Here is a 19,194-nt window from a genome sequence, read left to right as displayed (position 1 = left end):
GAACGCCCTGTTTATGGTTGCCATCATTCAGCGGGAAACATATCTCGCGATATTCAGACGTTTCGTTTCTGCCTCACACCAAAAACAACGACAGAGGATAACGATATGAGCACTTCCCCCACGCCCGATGGCGTGCTGAAACCCACCTTGAGTGTCTTCGACGTGGTCGCGATTACCGTCTCGGCGGTGACCCCGGCCAGTTCCGTATTCGTGATCGCGCCCTTTGCCATCCAGCAGGCCGGCAGCGGTGTGTTCCTGGCCTTTGTGATGGCCGCCGTGCTCGCGCTGATGTTTGCCTTTTGCTACGCCGAGCTGGGCCGTGCCCATAACAGCGCGGGCGGTGAATACGTGTACGCCAAGCGCGTGTTTGGCGGCATGGCCGGGTATGCGACGTTTTTGACGGTGTTGGTGATGCTGTTGTTTATCCCGCCGGTGTTGGCCACCGGCGCGGCGACTTATCTGAATAACGCCCTGGGTACGACGTTCGATTCACAAACCGTCGCCCTGGTCATCGTGGTGTGCAGTTACGCCCTGGGCATCCTCAATATCAAACTCAACGCCTGGATCACCGGCACCTGCCTGTTGCTCGAAGTCGCTGCGCTGCTGGTGATCGTGTTTCTCGGCTTCGGCAACCCGGTGCAGCCGGCCAGCGTGTTGTTCCAGCCACAGATCGTCGAAAACGGGGCGCTGCACCTGGCACCCTGGGCCTTGGTCATCGGCGCCGTGGGCATCGGCCTGTTCTCGTTTAATGGCTACGGCCCGGCGGTGCTGCTGGCCGAAGACATGAAATGCGGCGGCAAAGGCGTGCACAAGGCCGTGCTGTGGTCCCTGGGGCTGGTGGTGATCATCGAGTTGGTGCCGATCACCGCGCTGCTGATCGGCGCGCCGTCCCTGAGTGCGATGATCAGCAGTCCCGACCCGATCGGTTATCTGCTGACCAGTCACGGCAACGAAACCCTGTCACGCCTGGTCAGCGCCGGGATCTTCCTGTCGGTGTTCAACGCGATTGTCGCCATCGTCATCCAGATTGGCCGCGTGGTGTTCAGCAGTGGCCGCGATGCACTGTGGACGCCAGGCATCAACAAGCTGTTCACCCGTATTCACCCGCGCTGGGATTCGCCGTGGTTGGCTACGCTGTTCCTGGCGATTCCCTCGGCACTGTTGAGTTTCAGCTCCAACCTGGCGGACCTCACCTCGTTCAGCGTATTGCTGATCATGCTGGTGTACCTGGTGGTGGCGTTGAGCGCCTTGATGAGTCGGGTATTGCTGCGGGACCGCGAGCATCCCTATCGCATGCCGCTGTGGCCCGTTCCGGCGCTGCTGGCGGTGCTGGGTGCGGGCTACCTGCTGGTGACCCTGGTGGCGGCAGCGTCGGTGCGCGACATCATGATCATCGTCGGCTTGCTGGCCCTGTCGGTGATTCTGTATTGCATCAGTGGCCGGTTGAGTCCGGCGTTTCAGAAATTGTAAGGAGTGGTTATGCGTGCACGTCAATTGGGCATCACCTTGGGGCTGGGCATGCCCGGCGAGTTGAATGCCATCACCGATGTACCGGGGGTGCGGGTCGGTCACACCACGCTCAAGACCCGTGTCGACGGCAAACAGGTGCGCACCGGGGTGACGGTGGTGCAGCCGCGTGCCGGAGAGGCGCGGCAGCAACCCTGTTTTGCCGGGTACCACGTGCTCAATGGCAACGGCGACGCCACGGGCCTGGAGTGGATCAGCGAAGCCGGGCTGTTGACCACGCCGCTGGCCATCACCAACACCCACAGCATCGGCATCGTGCGCGATACCCTGATCGCCCTGGAGCGTGAGCGCCTGGCGGACCCGGCGGTGTACTGGTGCATGCCGGTGGTGATGGAAACCTACGACGGCTTGCTCAATGACATTTGGGGCCAGCACGTCAAACCCGAGCATGTGCGCCAAGCCCTGGAAAGTGCCGAAGGCGGCCCGGTGCAGGAAGGCGCGGTGGGCGGTGGCACCGGCATGATCTGCCACGAATTCAAGGGCGGCATCGGCACGGCGTCGCGGCGCCTGACGGCCGAGCAGGGCGGCTGGACCGTCGGCGTGCTGGTGCAGGCCAACCATGGCAAGCGCCAGGAGCTGCGGGTGGATGGCTACCCGGTGGGGCGCACGTTGATGGACATCCCGTCACCGTTCGCGGAGCGCGGCACGCCGGGCATGGGGTCGATTGTGGTGATCATCGCCACCGACGCACCGTTGCTGCCTCACCAATGCAAGCGCCTGGCCCAGCGCGCGTCCATCGGCATTGCGCGCACGGGCGGCGGCACCGAGGATTCCAGCGGCGACCTGTTCCTGGCATTCGCCACCGGCAACACAGCATTACCGCCCGCCGACTACGGGCGCAAGGATTTGCCCCTGAATACCGCGCTGCACATGGTCAATAACGACCATATTTCCCCGCTGTTCAGCGCCGCCGCCGAGGCCGTGGAGGAGGCGATCATCAACGCGATCCTGGCCGGGGACGACATGCTCACTGACGACGGTGTGACAGTGCCGGGCTTGAAAGCCGAGTCCTTATTACAGGCATTGCGCACGACAGGCTGGAGTGTGTCCCGGTAATAGGGGGCAACTCTGATTATTATGATAACTAGTGGCTCTTTAATGTTGCCAATGACACCGTGACAATATATTGGATCCATTAATTAAGTCCGCCATTAGAGTGGGGCGGCTTTAGCGGTATTTAATATTTAAATAAGGGGAGGATGTTTTTTGTCGGACAAACTCAAGGCGGCCCAGCAAATACTGGATTTGACTTGCGAGAAATATTAGTTGGCCAGTTTTTAAAGCGGGAAATAGATGTAGACGAATGATTTCAAGTTGTGTCAGTTTTCTTACGCCTTCAAAAGAGGCGAGTGATAGGACGATCTCGCCCGCGGGGTTCCTATCGAACAAAGACTGATGCACTTGCAAACAAGGAAGTACGTTTATGTCAAAAGTGAAAGACAAAGCTATTGTATCTGCCGCGCAAGCCAGCACCGCGTACTCGCAAATCGATAGCTTCAGCCATCTGTACGACCGTGGCGGCAACCTCACGGTCAATGGCAAACCGTCCTACTCCGTGGACCAGGCAGCCACCCAGCTGCTGCGGGACGGCGCGGCGTACCGGGACGTCAATGGCAACGGCAAGATCGATCTGACCTACACTTTCCTCACCTCGGCCTCCTCGAGCACCATGAACAAACATGGCATCTCCGGGTTCAGCCAGTTCAACGCCCAGCAGAAAGCACAGGCCGCACTGGCCATGCAATCCTGGTCGGACGTGGCCAACGTGACCTTCACCGAGAAGGCCACCGGCGGTGACGCCCACATGACCTTCGGCAACTACAGCGGTGGCCAGGACGGCGCAGCGGCCTTCGCTTACCTGCCCGGCACCGGCGCAGGCTACGACGGCACCTCGTGGTACCTGACCAACAGCAGCTACACGCCGAACAAGACGCCGGATCTCAACAACTACGGCCGGCAGACCCTGACCCACGAAATCGGCCACACCCTGGGCCTGGCTCACCCTGGTGACTACAACGCCGGGAACGGCAACCCGACCTACAACGACGCGACCTATGGACAGGACACGCGCGGCTACAGCGTCATGAGTTACTGGAGCGAGAGCAACACCAACCAGAACTTCAGCAAAGGCGGCGTCGAGGCTTACGCTTCGGGCCCGCTGATCGATGACATTGCCGCGATCCAGAAGCTCTACGGCGCCAACTACAGCACCCGCGCCGGCGATACCACCTACGGCTTCAACTCCAACACCGGGCGTGATTTCTACAGCGCTACGTCCAACGCCGACAAGCTGGTGTTCTCGGTGTGGGACGGTGGTGGCAACGACACCCTGGACTTCTCCGGTTTCACCCAGAACCAGAAGATCAACCTCAATGAGGCCTCGTTCTCCGACGTTGGCGGCCTGGTGGGCAACGTGTCCATCGCTAAGGGTGTCACCATCGAGAATGCCTTCGGTGGTTCGGGTAATGACCTGATCATCGGCAACAACGCAGCGAACGTCATCAAGGGCGGTGCCGGCAACGACATCATCTACGGCGGTGGCGGTGCGGACCAACTGTGGGGCGGTGCCGGCAACGACACCTTCGTCTACGGGGCCAGCTCGGACTCCAAGCCAGGCGCGTCGGACAAGATCTTTGACTTCACCTCGGGTTCGGACAAGATCGACCTGTCCGGCATTACCAAAGGTGCAGGCCTGACCTTCGTCAATGCGTTTACCGGGCATGCCGGTGATGCTGTACTGACCTACGCGGCAGGCACCAACCTGGGTACATTGGCAGTCGACTTCTCGGGTCACGGCGTGGCGGATTTCCTCGTCACCACCGTCGGCCAGGCAGCGGTCAGCGATATCGTGGCGTGATGTAAAGCGCGCGGCGCTTCGGCGCCGCGCACTTGGAAGGAGCTGGAAATGCCGCGTTTTTCTCATTTGATCGCCTGTGTTTCACAGGTGTTGTTCGTGTCGGCAGGAGCCCACGCAATGGCGAGCAGTCTCGTGTTACCCACCACCGCCCAACTGGCCGGGCACTGGGCGTTGAAGCAACAGGACCAGGTCTGTGCCCTTGACCTGCTGGAACAGGCCAATGCCCTGGGCGGCGATGTGGCCTGTGCAACCCAATGGCTGGGCGACACGCCCCGGAGCTGGTCACCGACGCCGGACGGGATCTGGCTGATGAATGCCGAAGGCACCGGTATTACCCACTTGAACCGCCAGAAAGACGGCGAATACCAGGGGCGCACTCCGTCGGGCACCATCCTGATATTGCAGCGCACGCCTTAGTTGTCCGTTATAAACATATAACTTGATTTTATTAGTTGGCTGTCCCTTGTTCTGGGGGTGGGCAACTATTGCGCGCAATTAGGTTCAAGGAAGATCAAAACATATGGCCAAGCCCCATGCCGTTGCGCCCTTGTTCAAGGCGCTGGGTGAATACAAGAGCATTTTGATCAGCATTGGCTGTTTTACCGCATTGATTAACCTGCTGATGCTGGTGCCGTCGATTTACATGCTGCAAGTGTATGACCGCGTACTGTCCTCCCAGAATGAAACCACCCTGGTGATGTTGACGTTGATGGTCGTGGGCTTCTTTGCCTTTATTGGCACCCTGGAAGTCATCCGCAGTTTTATCGTGATCCGTATCGGCAGCCAGTTGGAGCGGCGTTTCAACTTGCGCGTCTATAAAGCGGCGTTCGAGCGCAACCTGCAACGCGGCCAGGGGCATGCCGGGCAGTCCCTGGGGGACCTGACCCACTTGCGCCAGTTCATCACCGGACCTGCGCTGTTCGCGTTCTTCGACGCGCCGTGGTTTCCCATCTATTTGTTCGTGATTTTCCTGTTCAACGTGTGGCTGGGCGTATTGGCCACGGCGGGCGCGGTGCTGCTGATCGGCCTGGCGTGCCTTAATGAATACATGACCAAAAAACCGTTGGGGGAGGCCAGTGGCTTCTCCCAGCAGTCCACGCAACTGGCCACCAGCCATTTGCACAACGCCGAGACCATCCAGGCCATGGGCATGCTCGGTGCGTTGCGCAAACGCTGGTTTGCCGTGCATTCGCAATTCCTCGGCTTGCAGAACCAGGCCAGCGATACCGGCTCGGTGATCACCTCGCTGAGCAAATCCCTGCGCCTGTGCCTGCAATCGTTAGTGCTGGGCCTGGGCGCGCTGCTGGTGATCAAGGGCGACATGACCGCCGGGATGATGATCGCCGGCTCCATCCTGATGGGCCGTGTACTCAGCCCCATCGACCAGTTGATCGCGGTGTGGAAGCAATGGAGTTCGGCAAAGCTGGCCTACCAACGCCTGGACGACCTGTTGCGCGAGTTTCCCCCGGAAGCTGAGCAGATGGCGTTGCCGGTGCCCAAGGGGCAGGTGAGTTTCGAGCACGTCAGTGCCGGGCCGCCCGGGCGGCGCGTGGCGACCTTGCAGCAGGTCAGCTTCAACCTGGGGGCCGGCGAAGTGTTGGGTGTGCTTGGCGCCTCGGGTTCTGGCAAGTCCACCCTGGCCCGCGTGTTGGTGGGTGTGTGGCCGACCCTGGCAGGCATCGTGCGCCTGGACGGTGCCGACATCCATCGCTGGGACCGTGATGACCTCGGCCCGCACATTGGTTATTTGCCCCAGGACATCGAACTGTTCAGCGGCAGCATCGCCGACAACATCGCGCGCTTTCGCGACGCCGACCCCGAGCAGGTGGTCAAGGCGGCTCAACAAGCCGGGGTGCATGAGCTGATCCTGCGTTTGCCCCAGGGCTACGACACTGTGCTGGGGGACAACGGCGGCGGGCTGTCGGGCGGGCAGAAACAACGGGTGGCACTGGCCCGCGCGTTGTACGGCGCGCCGCGCCTGATCGTGCTGGACGAACCCAACTCCAACCTCGACACCGTCGGCGAAGCCGCGTTGGCCAGCGCCATTGTGCAGATGAAGGCCCAAGGCAGCAGCGTGGTGCTGGTCACCCACCGTTCTTCGGCGTTGGCCCAGGCCGACAAATTGTTGGTGCTCAACGAAGGCCGCCTGCAGGCGTTCGGGCCAAGCCAGGACGTGCTGCGAGCGTTGTCCGGGCAGCAGGAAACCCCACGGGAAAAGGCCGGCGTGAGCCTCAGCCGTCAGTATCAAGCCGCAAGGAACCCCGGCGCATGAGTAGCCTTACTGTTGAACCGCGTTTTGAACAACGCGACGCACGCTTTTTTGTACGCATGGGCTGGCTGCTGACCGTGGTCGGTGCCGGTGGCTTTTTCCTGTGGGCCAGCCTGGCGCCGCTGGACCAGGGCATTCCAGTGCAGGGCACGGTGGTGGTCTCGGGCAAGCGCAAGGCCGTACAAACCCTCAGCCCCGGCGTGGTCAGCCGCATTCTGGTGCACGAAGGCGAGGCGGTGAAGCAGGGCCAGCCGCTGTTTCGGCTCGACCAGACCCAGAACCAGGCCGACGTGCAATCGCTGCAGGCCCAGTACCGCATGGCTTGGGCCAGCGTCGCCCGCTGGCAGAGCGAGCGCGACAACCGTGCCAGCATCCTCTTTCCGGTCGAGTTGAGCAGCAACCCCGACCCAGCGCTGGCGCTGGTGCTGGAAGGTCAGCGCCAACTGTTCAGCAGCCGCCGCGAGGCATTTGCCCGCGAGCAGGCCGGCATTCGCGCAAACATTGACGGTGCCACCGCGCAACTGGGCGGCATGCGCCGAGCGCGCAGCGACCTGACCGCCCAGGCCCAGTCCCTGCGCGATCAACTGAGCAACCTGCAGCCCTTGGCCGACAACGGCTACATCCCGCGCAACCGCTTGATGGAATACCAGCGCCAGCTGTCCCAGGTGCAACAGGACCTGGCGCAGAACACCGGCGAAAGCGGCCGCGTGGAGCAGGGCATTGTTGAATCGCGCCTCAAGCTGCAGCAACACAGCGAGGAGTACCAGAAGGAAGTGCGCAGCCAACTGGCCGACGCGCAATTGCGCAGCCTGACCCTGGAGCAGCAACTGACCTCGGCGGGTTTCGACCTGCAACACAGCGAAATCAACGCGCCGGCCGACGGCATTGCGGTCAACCTGGGCGTGCACACCGAAGGCGCCGTGGTGCGCGCTGGCGAAACCCTGCTGGAAATCGTGCCCCAGGGCACGCGCCTGGAAGTGGAAGGGCATTTGCCGGTGCACCTGGTGGACAAGGTGGGCACCCACTTGCCCGTGGATATTTTGTTCACCGCCTTCAACCAGAGCCGTACACCCCGCGTGCCGGGGGAGGTGAGCCTGATCTCTGCCGACCAGATGCTCGATGAAAAAACCGGCGCGCCGTACTACGTGCTGCGCACCACCGTGAGTGAGGCGGCGCTGGAGAAACTCCACGGCCTGGTGATCAAGCCGGGCATGCCTGCCGAGATGTTTGTACGTACCGGCGAACGTTCGCTGCTCAATTACCTGTTCAAGCCGCTGCTCGATCGCGCCGGTTCTGCGTTGACCGAGGAATGAGCATGAAGCCTGTGTTCCTCGCCTTACTGTGCCTGTGTTCCAGCGCCGAGGCGGTCATGGGGCCGTTTGATGTCTACGAGCAGGCGTTGCGCAACGATCCGGTGTTCCTCGGTGCCATCAAGGAGCGCGATGCCGGCCTGGAAAACCGCACCATCGGCCGTGCCGGCTTGCTGCCCAAGCTGTCCTACAACTACAACAAAGGCCGCAACAACTCCCAGGCCACCTTGCCCGACGGGCGCGGCGGCAATTACCACGATGACCGCAACTACAGCAGCTACGGTTCTACCTTCAGCTTGCAGCAGCCGTTGTTCGACTACGAAGCCTATGCCAACTACCGCAAAGGCGTAGCCCAGGCGCTGTTTGCCGACGAGAGCTTTCGCGACAAGAGCCAGGCGCTGTTGGTGCGAGTGCTGACCTATTACACCCAGGCGCTGTTTGCCCAGGACCAGATCGACATCGCCCGCGCCAAGAAGAAGGCTTTCGAGCAGCAGTTCCAGCAGAACCGGCATCTGTTCCAGCAGGGCGAGGGTACCCGCACCGACATTCTGGAAGCAGAGTCACGCTATGAGTTGGCTACCGCAGAAGAGATCCAGGCCCTGGATGAACAAGACGCATCGCTGCGCGAGCTGGGCGCGCTGATCGGTGTGCAAAGCGTGAATATCCAGGACCTGGCGCCGCTCAACCCGAGCTTCGCCGCGTTCGCCTTGGCACCGGCCAACTACGACAGCTGGCACGAGCTGGCGATCAGCAATAACCCGACGCTGGCGTCCCAGCGCCAGGCCGTGGAGGTGGCGCATTACGAAGTGGAGCGCAACCGCGCCGGGCATTTGCCCAAGATCACCGCGTATGCCAGCTCACGCCAGCAGGAGTCCGACAGCGGCAATACCTACAACCAGCGCTACGACACCAACACCATCGGCGTCGAAGTCAGCATGCCGCTGTATGCCGGTGGCGGCGTCTCGGCCGCGACACGCCAGGCCAGTCGCGCCATGGAGCAGGCCGAGTACGAGCTGGAAGGCAAGACCCGCGAAACCCTGATCGAACTGCGCCGTCAGTTCAGCGCCTGCTTGTCGGGCGTCAGCAAGTTGCGCGCCTATCAGAAGGCCCTGGCTTCGGCCGAAGCGTTGGTGGTGTCGACCCGGCAAAGCATCCTCGGTGGCGAACGGGTCAACCTCGATGCGCTGAATGCCGAGCAGCAGCTCTACAGCACCCGTCGCGACCTGGCCCAGGCCCGTTACGACTACCTGATGGCCTGGACCAAATTGCATTACTACGCCGGCAACTTGCGTGACACCGACCTGGCCAAGGTGGACGAAGCCTTCGGTCATTGATTCGTGTAGGAGCCGGCTTGCCGGCGCCCACAGTGGGGTTTGTACAACAACAAAAAGAGGCGCTGCGATGGGAATCTTCGACTATAAAAACCTCGGTTCCGAGGGCTCCAAAGCGTTGTTTGCCGATGCCATGGCGATCACGCTGTATTCCTACCACAACCTGGATAACGGCTTTGCCGTGGGCTACCAGCACAACGGTTTGGGGCTCGGCTTGCCGGCCACCTTGGTCGGTGCGCTGCTGGGCAGTACCGATTCCCAGGGGGTGATCCCGGGCATTCCCTGGAACCCGGACTCCGAAAAAGCCGCGTTGGACGCCGTGCAAAAAGCCGGTTGGACGCCAATCAGTGCGAGCACCTTGGGTTACACCGGCAAGGTGGATGCGCGAGGCACGTTCTTCGGTGAAAAGGCTGGCTACACCACCGCGCAAGTCGAGGTGCTGGGCAAGTACGACGACGCCGGCAAGCTGCTGGAAATCGGCATCGGTTTTCGTGGCACCTCGGGCCCACGGGAAACCTTGATCAGCGATTCCATCGGCGACCTGGTCAGTGACCTGCTGGCGGCGCTGGGGCCCAAGGACTATGCGAAAAACTATAGCGGCGAGGCCTTTGGCAACTTGCTCAAGAACGTCGCTGACTACGCCAGCGCCCACGGCCTGAGCGGCAAGGACGTGGTGGTCAGCGGCCACAGCCTTGGCGGTTTGGCGGTGAACAGCATGGCCGACCTGAGCACCAACAAATGGGCGGGTTTCTACAATGACGCCAACTACGTTGCCTATGCGTCGCCGACCCAGAGCGCCGGGGACAAGGTGCTCAATATCGGCTATGAAAACGACCCGGTGTTCCGCGCACTGGATGGCTCATCCTTCAACCTGTCGTCGCTCGGTGTGCACGACAAACCCCACGAGTCGACCACCGACAATATCGTCAGCTTCAACGATCACTACGCGTCGACCTTGTGGAATGTGCTGCCGTTTTCCATCGTCAACCTGCCCACCTGGATCTCCCATTTGCCCACCGGCTATGGCGATGGCATGACGCGTATTGTGGAATCCGGGTTTTACGACCAGATGACCCGCGATTCCACGGTGATCGTCGCCAACCTGTCCGACCCGGCGCGGGCCAACACCTGGGTGCAAGACCTCAACCGCAACGCAGAGCCCCACAAGGGCAACACCTTCATCATCGGCAGCGACGGCAATGACCTGATCCAGGGCGGCAAGGGCGCTGACTTCATCGAAGGCGGCAAGGGCAACGACACGATCCGCGACAACAGTGGCCACAACACCTTCCTGTTCAGCGGGCACTTTGGCAATGACCGCATCATCGGCTACCAGCCCACCGACACGCTGGTGTTCAAGGACGTGCAGGGCAGCACCGACCTGCGCGACCACGCCAAGGTGGTCGGCGCGGATACGGTGCTCACCTTTGGTAACGACTCGGTCACCCTGGTGGGCGTGGGCCATGGGGGCCTGTGGGCCGACGGTGTGGTGATCGGCTGATCAACGCCAGTGCTGCCCCCGCCAGCCGCCACCCCAATAGGGCCGGTGGGGGTAGCCATAGCCGTAGCCGTAATAGTGATGCGGATAGTAATAAGGCCGCGGGCTGTAGCCCCAATGGCCGTAATACACGGGTGGCGGCGGTTGCTGCACCACGATCACCCGGGGCGGCTGGCGAATGATGAGGGTGTCGGCAAACGCCGGCGCGCTGGCCAGGGCCGCCAGGGTCAGGGGAATGAGTAAAAGAGCGCGTACCGTTCGGGACATGAGTGCCATGGCCGTCGTTCCTCCGTTCTGCCGCCTTCGACGTTGAAGGGGCTTACCGGTTAAACGCGACAGTGGGGCAAATCCTTCGGTAAAAAAATCTTCACTGACCGGCGGGCCGATGCCGCGACGGATTGCCCGGGGCTCACACGTTCAATGACTACCTGCGAGAGGTTTCGCGCGTCATGTGTGAGGAATTGAGCATGTCTCGACTTCGATTGTTACTGTGCGCCGTGGTGCTGCTGGGGTTGGGCGGGTGTGCGGTGTACCCGGCCTATCCGGGGCCATGCTGCTACCGGCCGTACTACCACTCCTACTACTACCATCCCTACTATCACCCGTATTACCACCCGTACTACCGGTATTGACACCCATGCGCTCCAACAAAAAGCCCCGCCGATGCGGGGCTTTTTCATGGTCACGACGGTTTGCGCTGCGCGACCGGTCAGTAGTTGTAGTGGGCGGGCTTGCCCCGCGCGGCGGTGTATCAGGTCAATACAAGGGGGCCTGGTGTACCGCGGCGCGGGGCGAGCCCGCTCACTACAATCAGTTTTCCTTACGGACGGTGGCGACGTCGGAGGCCTTGACTCGCACGTGTTTGCCGGCGATGTCGACGAACTCGTAGAAACCGTCGGCGGTGTTTGTCTTGGGCTGATCCTTGGTCAGGTACTGCGTACCGTTTTGCAGCGTCACGACGGTTTGCGTTGCGCAACCGGCCAAAACCAGAAAAGTGAGTGCAACCAGCGGCAGACCCAAATTCTTCATGCTCATAACCCTACCTTTAACCTTGAAAAGTCCCGCACCAGACGGCAGCGGGCAACAAATGTTACGCGATGAATGCTTGTATCTGATCACTTTAAAACTAAAAGTTGCGTGCGCCATTTATCTATTACCGATTGCAACACGCCCTTTGGGGCGGCAATCTGTATGCATAACCAGTGTTCGAATCCCTCGTGAAATGGCCAATCCCCTCGACGATCCGCTCTATTACCTGCATAACTTCCGGCAAGTGCTGCTCTGGCTGGGGCAACGCTATGCCGATTTGCTCGACCCTGACGAACAGCATTTCATTCAGCATTTTGACAGCTTGCCCCAGGCCTCCCAGGCGTTATTGGTGCGCATGGTGATGCGCAAGGGCATGCATTTTCGGGCGAGCAAACTCAATTACGTGGAAGTTGGCTGCACCCACGCGGCGACGGCGCCGCTGGTGCAACTGGGTTGGGTGGATGAGCACAGCCCCCTGACCTTTGAAACACTGTTCGCCTTGCTGCAAAAAGGCGAGGTCTTGGCAGTCTTCAAGCCGTGGATCGAGCAGCCCAAGGCCAACAAGGCCGATTGGCTCGAGGCCTTGGCCGCACAGTTCACCGAGCTTCGCAGCTTTACCCAGTGGTGTCCGCACACCACCGACACGCTGTACAGCCTCACCGTGATGGATCTGTGCGACCGCCTGCGCCTGATGTTCTTCGGCAACCTGCACCAGGACTGGTCCGAATTCGTGCTGGCTGACCTGGGCATCTACACCTACGAAAAGGTCGAGTTCTGCGCCGAATCCCGTGGTTTGCGCAGCCGTGACGACGTGCACGGCTACCTGTTCCTGCACGGGTGTCAGCAGGCGTTTGAAGCCGGGCTGGCACTCGACCAGGTGTTGGCTCACATCGCCACGCTGCACACCGACAACCCCTGGCTGGAAAAACGCCGCGCCAAGCTGTTGTTCCAGATTGGCCAGTACTGCGAGCGCAGCGCCGAGTTGGACCTCGCCGAGCAGATTTACCGGCAATGTGCCTATCCCGGGGCACGTTCGCGGCTGATCCGCGTACTGGAGCGCCGCGAGGACTACGCCCAGGCCATGGCCCTGGCCTGTACCGCACAGCAGGCCCCGGAAAGCGCCGCCGAACAGCAGCACTTGTTGCGCGTGTTGCCCCGGCTGCGACGCAAGCTGGGTGAGCCACCGTTGCCCAAGGCCAAGCCCCGGGCGGTCACCCGACTGGACCTGGCGCTGGCACCACCCGATGAGCTGATGTCGGTGGAATATTGCGTGCAGGCGCACCTGAGCGAGCCGGACGCGCCGGTGCATTACGTCGAGAATGGCCTGATCAACTCGTTGTTCGGCCTGCTGTGCTGGGAGGCGATTTTCGCACCGTTGCCCGGCTCGTTTTTCCATCCGTTCCAACGCGGCCCTGCAGACCTGCACAGCGAAGACTTCCACCAGCGCCGCGCCGCGCTGTTCGCCGCCTGCTTCGAGCAACTGAGGGATGAACGCTACAAGGCCACGATCCGCCAGCGCTACGCGGACAAGTGGGGCATTCAGTCGCCGTTCGTGTTCTGGAACCTGCTCAGTGACGAGCTGCTGGAGCAAGCCCTGGCCTGCCTGCCCGCCGAGCACCTGCGCTACTGGTTCGAGCGCCTGCTGCTGGACATTCGCGCCAACCGCGCCGGCATGCCCGACCTGATCCAGTTCTGGCCGGCCGAAAAGACCTACCGCATGATCGAGGTCAAGGGCCCGGGCGATCGCCTGCAGGACAACCAACTGCGCTGGTTGGAGTTCTGCGGTGAATACCAGATGCCGGTGACGGTGTGCTACGTGCGCTGGGCAGAACCCGCTTGAGCTACAGCGTGGCGGTGCGCGCGCTGTGTGAGTTCACGGCGAAGGTGGGCGACCTGGACCTGCGGTTTACCCCGTCGCCCAGTGCCCAGGAAGGTATCGTCGGTCACCGCACCGTGGCCTCGCGGCGCAGTGCGCACTACCAGAACGAAGTGGCGCTGGAAGGCGAGTACCTGCAACTCAAGGTGCGGGGCAGGGCAGACGGCTACGATCCGGACGCCAATCGCCTGGAAGAAGTGAAAACCTATCGCGGCGACCTCGACGCCCAGCCCGCCAACCACCGGCAACTGCACTGGGCCCAGGTCAAGGTGTACGGCTGGTTGATGTGCCAGAAGCTGGGTCTCGACGCCATCGACCTGGCGCTGGTGTACTTCGACATCGTCGGCGAGGGCGAGACCCTGCTGAACCAGCGCTACCCGGCCGCCGAACTGGAGGTCTTCTTCAATCAGCAATGCGCGCTGTTCCTCGGCTGGGCCACGCAGGAAATGCAGCATCGCGACGCGCGCAACAGCGCCGCCACCACCCTGGCGTTTCCCCACGCCGGGTTTCGCCCCGGCCAACGCGTGCTGGCCGAATCGGTCTACAAGGCCGTGAGCACCGGCCGCTGCCTGATGGCACAAGCGCCCACGGGCATTGGCAAGACCGTCGGCACGATCTTCCCGCTGCTCAAGGCCCTGGCGCCCCAGCAACTGGACAAGGTGCTGTTTCTCACCGCCAAGACCCCGGGGCGCAAGCTGGCGCTGGACGCAGCGCAGGTGCTGTACGACAGTCACCCCGACCTGCCGCTGCGGGTGTTGGAACTGGTGGCCCGGGACAAGGCCTGCGAACACCTGGACAAGGCCTGTCACGGCGATTCCTGCCCGTTGGCCAAGGGCTTTTACGATCGCCTGCCGGCTGCCCGTGAGGCGGCGTCCCAGGTACGCCTGCTCGACCAGCGCAACCTGCGCGAGGTGGCTTTGGCCCATGACGTCTGCCCCTATTACCTGAGCCAGGAAATGGCGCGCTGGACTGACCTGGTGGTCGCTGACTACAACTACTATTTCGACTTCGGCGCCATGCTCTTCGGCCTGGCCCAGCTCAACCAATGGCGCGTCGCCGTGCTGGTGGACGAGGCGCATAACCTGGTGGAACGTGCGCGCGCGATGTACAGCGCCAGCCTCGACCAATACAGCCTCAAGACCCTGCGTGACACCGCGCCCGAAGCGCTGAAAAAGCCCCTGCAACGCCTCAACCGCGAGTGGAACGCGCTGCATAAGGAACAACTGGCGCCGTATCAGGCCTACGCAACCCGGCCCGACAAACTGCTGCAGGCCTTGAGCCTGTGCACAGGCGCCCTGGGCGACTACTTCAACGACCATCCCGAATCCCTCACCGGCGACCTGCAGGCGTTCTATTTCGAGGCCCTGCAATTTGCCAAGGTGGCGGAGCTGTTCAACGAACACTTCATCTTTGATATCAGCAAGCGCCAGTTCAGCGGCAAGCGCAGCAGCTCGACCCTGTGCCTGCGCAACGTGGTGCCGGCCGAGTTCCTGCGGCCCAGGCTCACAGCGGCGCGCAGCAGCGTGCTGTTTTCCGCCACCTTGAGCCCACGGCGCTACTACGCCGACCTGCTCGGCTTGCCACCGGACACGGCGTGGGTCGACGTTGAGTCGCCGTTCAAGGCCGAGCAACTGACGGTGCGCATTGTCGATCAGGTGTCCACGCGCTTTGCACACCGCGAGGCGTCGCTGGCGCCCATCGTCGCGTTGATCGCCGCCCAGTTCGCAAAAAAGCCCGGCAACTACCTGGCGTTTTTCAGCAGCTTTGATTACCTGCAACAGGTGGCGCAGTTATTGGCCGAAACGCACCCGCATATTGCCTTGTGGCAACAATCACGGGGCATGGCCGAGGCCGAGCGCCAGGCTTTCCTCGACCAGTTCACCGAGCACAGCCAGGGCATCGGTTTTGCCGTGCTCGGTGGCGCCTTCGGTGAAGGCATCGACCTGCCTGGCGCACGTTTGATCGGTGCCTTTGTCGCCACCCTCGGGCTGCCGCAACTGAACCCGGTCAACGAGCAGATGAAGCTGCGCATGGGCGCCATCTTCGGTGCGGGCTACGACTACACCTACTTGTACCCGGGCCTGCAGAAGGTGGTGCAGGCGGCCGGCCGGGTGATCCGCAGCCAGCAGGACGAAGGCGTGGTGATGTTGATCGATGACCGTTTTGGCGAGCCACGGGTGCGTCAGTTGTTGCCGCAGTGGTGGGCAGTCGGTTGACGTATTCCTGGCATCAATGATGCTGGCCTCGACCCACCGGATGCGCCAGGCTGTGGCAAACCCTTCGCCAGGCTAAACCCATGAGCCAGCACACCCTTCGCGTCAACGGTATCGAGCTGAGCGTGCACATCGCCGGCCCTGAACACGGCCAGCCGGTGTGGCTGCTGCACGGTTTTCCTGAATGCTGGCATTCCTGGCGCGAGCAGATACCGGCGTTGGCGGCGGCGGGCTACCGGGTTTTCGCGCCAGAGATGCGCGGCTATGGTCGGTCGAGTTCGCCCGCCGAGATTGCCGATTACGACCTGCTGACCCTGTGCGGCGATATCCAGCAGGCCATGGACCATTTCTGCCACCGCGAGGTGGTGATGGTTGGCCACGACTGGGGCGCCGTAGTGGCCTGGCACCTGGCATTGCTGGAGCCCGAGCGGGTCACGCGGTTGATCACGATGTCGGTGCCGTTCGCCGGGCGCGCCCGCCGGCCAGTGATCGAGATCATGCGCGAGCTGTACGCCGACCGTTTCAACTACATCCTGTATTTCCAGGCACCCGGTGTGGCCGAACGGGAATTGAATGCTGACATCGAGCGCACCCTGCGGTTGTTCATGCAGGATCAGGACGTGTTCCTGCAGAAGAAATCCCCCGACGCCACCTTGCTTGACGGTGTCTCAACCCCCGCCACGCTGCCGAACTGGTGCCGCCAGCAGGACCTCGACGTCTACGTGCAGACTTTTACCGAGCACGGCTTTCGCGGCCCGTTGAACTGGTACCGCAACTTCGAACGCAACTGGCAGCGCACCGAAGCCCTGGCCGGCCGGCAGGTGCTGCAACCGACGCTGTTCCTGATCGGCGACCGCGACCCGGTCGGGGTGTTCGAAGCCCACACGATCAAGCGCATGCCCGATTCGGTGCCCGCGCTGGAGCAGCACGTGCTCCCCAACTGCGGGCACTGGATTCAGAACGAGCAGGGCGCTCAGGTCAACGCGCTGATGCTCGGGTTTCTAGGGAGAACGTAAAGGTCGCGCCATGGCCGGGGCGGTCCACCAGCTGGATGCTGCGCCCGTGCAGCTGCAGGATGCGGTGCACGATGCGCAGGCCCAGGCCACCATCCCGGCGCGCGCCGCCGATGGTGAAGGCACGCAGGAACAAGCCTTCGCGCAGTTCGGCGTCGATGCCGGGGCCGCTGTCGCTGACCGTCACCGCCACGCCATCCGCCGCGCTCGCCAGCAGCACTTCCACTTCGCCATTCACCGGCGTGTGGCGCAGGGCGTTGTCCAGCAGGTTGGTCAGCACCCGTTCGATCAGGCCCAAATCCGCCAGCACCGTGGGCACCTGGGGGGGCAGGGTGGCGGTCAGGGTAATGCCCCGGGCTTCGGCGGTGAGCTCGAATTTCTGGAAGATGTCCTGCACCAGGTCGGGCAGCGAAAAGCCTTCGATCACCGGCTGCACAAAGCCGTGTTCCAGGCGCACCAGCTCCAGCAATGACTGGGCGAGGCCGCCGACCTTGCGGCTCTGGTCCAGCGCGATGCCCAGGTAACGGCGGCGCTCTTCGGGGCTGAGGCTGGCGTCCTTGAGGGACAAGGTTTCCAGGTAGCCGTGCAACGAGGCCAGGGGCGTGCGCAGGTCATGGGAGATATTCGCGACCATTTCCCGGCGTTCCTGGTCCTGGTGAGTAATGGCGCGCCATTGTTCGCCCAGGCGGTTTTCCATCTGCACGAAGGCGTGGTCGAGCACGGCGATCTCATCACCGCTGGTGAGTTCGGGCGTCAGCGGCGCGGGGGCTTTGGGCGCGCCGTTGATATCGAACTGGCCGACCTTGTCGGTCAACTGGCGCAGCGGCCGGGTGATCCAGGCGAACGCGATCAAGCCCGCCATCAGGCACAGCAGCGCGACCAGGCCGATGGACCACAGCGCGATCTTGAGTGCCATGCCAGTCGCGTCCTTGGCGTCGTACACGTCATGGGCTTCGCCCAGCAGCACCACGTAGAGGAAGCCGGTTTGCTGGCCGTTGGCCTTGAGCGGTGCGGCACTGAACACTTTGCGCCCGTCAACGCTGCGCGGGTCGTCGCCGAGGATCGGCAGCATGGCGCCGCTGAGGAAGCGGCGCACCGGCGTCAGGTCGACGCGATCACGCAGCAAATGCCCGCTGGGCGCGGCATTGCCGACCACGCGGCCGTCGATGTCGAGCAGGTACACCTCGACACTCGGGTTGACCAGCATCAGCTGGCTGAACAGGTTGCGCACGGCGTCAGGCTTGAGGCCATCGGCGTCCATCAATTGGGTGTCACGGGCAATGTGCGCCGCCAAGTCGCGGGACAGGCCTTGCACCACTTCCAGTTCGTGCATGTGGTTGGAGCGCACCTGCAACCACGCCGACGTGCCGCTGCAAATCACCAGCAACACGGCAAACACCACCGACAGGCGTTGGGTCAGGGTGAGTTTCATGGCGCGCTCTCGGCAAATTTGTAGCCACGGCCCCACACCGTGAGGATGCGCGTCGGGTTGGCCGGGTCGGCTTCGACCTTGGCGCGCAGACGGTTGATGTGGGTATTGACCGTGTGTTCATAGCCTTCGTGGCTGTAACCCCACACCGCATTGAGCAGGTCCATGCGCGAGAACACCTTGCCCGGCTGGCGGGCGAAAAAGTACAGCAGGTCGAACTCACGCGGGGTCAGGTCCAGGCGCTGGCCCTGCAAGGTGACGTCGCGGGTCAGCGGGTTGATGAACAACTGGCCGAGGTCGAGGCTGCCGGCGTCCATCTTCAGGTTGCGCGCCATGGCATCCACCCGGCGCAGCAGGGCTTTGACCCGGGCGACCAGTTCCGGCATCGAGAACGGTTTGGCCAGGTAGTCGTCGGCACCCAGCTCCAGGCCGAGGATGCGGTGCAGTTCGCTGGAGCGTGCGCTGGTGATGATGATCGGCGTGTAGCGCGCCATGGCTCGGGCGCGGCGGCAGATCTCCAGGCCGTCCACACCGGGCAGCATCAGGTCGAGGATCAAGGCATCCCAACCGCCTTGTTCCAAGAGGCCCAGGCCTTCGGTGCCATCGGCGCTGTGCACCACCTCGAACTGCTCGTCCCGCAGGTGCAGGCAGATCAGGTCGGCAATATGGGCGTCGTCCTCGACCACCAGGACTCGTTTTGGCTGATCCATGTAGAGAAACCTTTACGTGTAGTCGGCGCATTGTGCGGGTTTTGCCACAGTGTAGTTATCACGAATTGTTTAACTCTGCGTGAGGATTCCGCGACCGCCCACAGCGCACGATAGCGCCATTGGAGTGAGCGA

General features: G+C 62.4%; 16 protein-coding genes. 12 read left to right on the top strand and 4 right to left on the bottom strand.

Going from position 1 to position 19,194, the window contains the following annotated elements; translation table 11 throughout:
* Positions 1-105: 105 nt before the first annotated feature.
* From ACVWVP_RS12665 to ACVWVP_RS12630, 8 genes are all read left to right on the top strand, one after another.
* Entirely contained in the window at positions 106-1,470 is a 1,365-nt protein-coding gene (locus tag ACVWVP_RS12665) for an APC family permease (protein WP_259171336.1), read from the top strand.
* Positions 1,471-1,479: 9 nt separating this feature from the next.
* The gene (locus ACVWVP_RS12660; protein ID WP_457406244.1) at positions 1,480-2,583 is read left to right on the top strand and encodes a DmpA family aminopeptidase; all 1,104 of its coding nucleotides are present in this window, start codon (positions 1,480-1,482) and stop codon (positions 2,581-2,583) included.
* Positions 2,584-2,950: 367 nt separating this feature from the next.
* Entirely contained in the window at positions 2,951-4,384 is a 1,434-nt protein-coding gene (locus ACVWVP_RS12655; RefSeq protein ID WP_178924863.1) for a serralysin family metalloprotease, read from the top strand.
* A 48-nt stretch (positions 4,385-4,432) separates the two neighbouring features.
* Entirely contained in the window at positions 4,433-4,801 is a 369-nt protein-coding gene (locus ACVWVP_RS12650; RefSeq protein ID WP_178924865.1) for a protease inhibitor Inh/omp19 family protein, read from the top strand.
* A gap of 103 nt (positions 4,802-4,904) precedes the next feature.
* On the top strand, positions 4,905-6,656 hold the full coding sequence (locus tag ACVWVP_RS12645) for a type I secretion system permease/ATPase (protein WP_178924867.1): 1,752 nt from the start codon (positions 4,905-4,907) through the stop codon (positions 6,654-6,656).
* A complete protein-coding gene (locus tag ACVWVP_RS12640) occupies positions 6,653-7,966 on the top strand; it encodes an HlyD family type I secretion periplasmic adaptor subunit (RefSeq protein WP_457406239.1) in 1,314 nt (437 codons plus the stop codon). Before ACVWVP_RS12645 ends, ACVWVP_RS12640 begins: the two co-directional genes overlap by 4 nt.
* 2 nt (positions 7,967-7,968) lie before the next feature.
* The gene (locus tag ACVWVP_RS12635; RefSeq protein ID WP_457406236.1) at positions 7,969-9,297 is read left to right on the top strand and encodes a TolC family outer membrane protein; all 1,329 of its coding nucleotides are present in this window, start codon (positions 7,969-7,971) and stop codon (positions 9,295-9,297) included.
* A 67-nt stretch (positions 9,298-9,364) separates the two neighbouring features.
* Positions 9,365-10,795 carry a polyurethane esterase gene (locus ACVWVP_RS12630; protein ID WP_457406233.1) on the top strand — a complete coding sequence of 477 codons (1,431 nt, stop codon included), beginning with the start codon at positions 9,365-9,367 and terminating at the stop codon, positions 10,793-10,795.
* Here the strand turns inward: ACVWVP_RS12630 and ACVWVP_RS12625 are convergent, their stop codons facing one another.
* Entirely contained in the window at positions 10,796-11,068 is a 273-nt protein-coding gene (locus ACVWVP_RS12625) for a hypothetical protein (protein WP_457406230.1), read from the bottom strand.
* 191 nt (positions 11,069-11,259) lie between these two features.
* On the opposite strand from ACVWVP_RS12625, the gene ACVWVP_RS12620 reads away from it, so the two are divergent.
* Entirely contained in the window at positions 11,260-11,424 is a 165-nt protein-coding gene (locus ACVWVP_RS12620; protein WP_176998315.1) for a hypothetical protein, read from the top strand.
* 178 nt (positions 11,425-11,602) lie between these two features.
* Here the strand turns inward: ACVWVP_RS12620 and ACVWVP_RS12615 are convergent, their stop codons facing one another.
* Positions 11,603-11,827 carry a YgdI/YgdR family lipoprotein gene (locus ACVWVP_RS12615; RefSeq protein ID WP_178924878.1) on the bottom strand — a complete coding sequence of 75 codons (225 nt, stop codon included), beginning with the start codon at positions 11,825-11,827 and terminating at the stop codon, positions 11,603-11,605.
* Positions 11,828-12,014: 187 nt separating this feature from the next.
* Here ACVWVP_RS12615 and ACVWVP_RS12610 point away from each other — a divergent pair, with 187 nt between their 5' ends.
* The 3 genes from ACVWVP_RS12610 (at position 12,015) to ACVWVP_RS12600 (ending at position 16,926) form a co-directional block, all read left to right on the top strand.
* Positions 12,015-13,661: a VRR-NUC domain-containing protein gene (locus ACVWVP_RS12610; protein WP_259171341.1), complete on the top strand. Its 1,647-nt coding sequence runs from the start codon at positions 12,015-12,017 to the stop codon at positions 13,659-13,661.
* Positions 13,658-15,913, top strand: coding sequence for an ATP-dependent DNA helicase (locus ACVWVP_RS12605; protein ID WP_457406358.1), 2,256 nt, complete (start codon positions 13,658-13,660; stop codon positions 15,911-15,913). The genes ACVWVP_RS12610 and ACVWVP_RS12605 overlap by 4 nt, the downstream gene beginning before the upstream one ends.
* 80 nt (positions 15,914-15,993) lie before the next feature.
* Complete coding sequence (locus ACVWVP_RS12600; RefSeq protein WP_457406226.1) at positions 15,994-16,926, top strand: alpha/beta fold hydrolase; 933 nt, start codon at positions 15,994-15,996, stop codon at positions 16,924-16,926.
* On the opposite strand, the gene ACVWVP_RS12595 is transcribed toward ACVWVP_RS12600, so the two are convergent.
* Both ACVWVP_RS12595 and ACVWVP_RS12590 read right to left on the bottom strand, forming a co-directional pair.
* On the bottom strand, positions 16,889-18,355 hold the full coding sequence (locus ACVWVP_RS12595) for a sensor histidine kinase (protein ID WP_259171342.1): 1,467 nt from the start codon (positions 18,353-18,355) through the stop codon (positions 16,889-16,891). The genes ACVWVP_RS12600 and ACVWVP_RS12595 overlap by 38 nt on opposite strands.
* Positions 18,352-19,062 (bottom strand): response regulator transcription factor, encoded by a 711-nt coding sequence (locus ACVWVP_RS12590; RefSeq protein WP_178924885.1) that lies wholly within the window; start codon positions 19,060-19,062, stop codon positions 18,352-18,354. Before ACVWVP_RS12590 ends, ACVWVP_RS12595 begins: the two co-directional genes overlap by 4 nt.
* Positions 19,063-19,194: the final 132 nt, after the last annotated feature.

Source organism: Pseudomonas sp. TE24901 (genome assembly GCF_054058375.1).
Note: the sequence above shows the minus strand (reverse complement) of the source record. Positions and strands in the feature narration are given on the sequence as shown.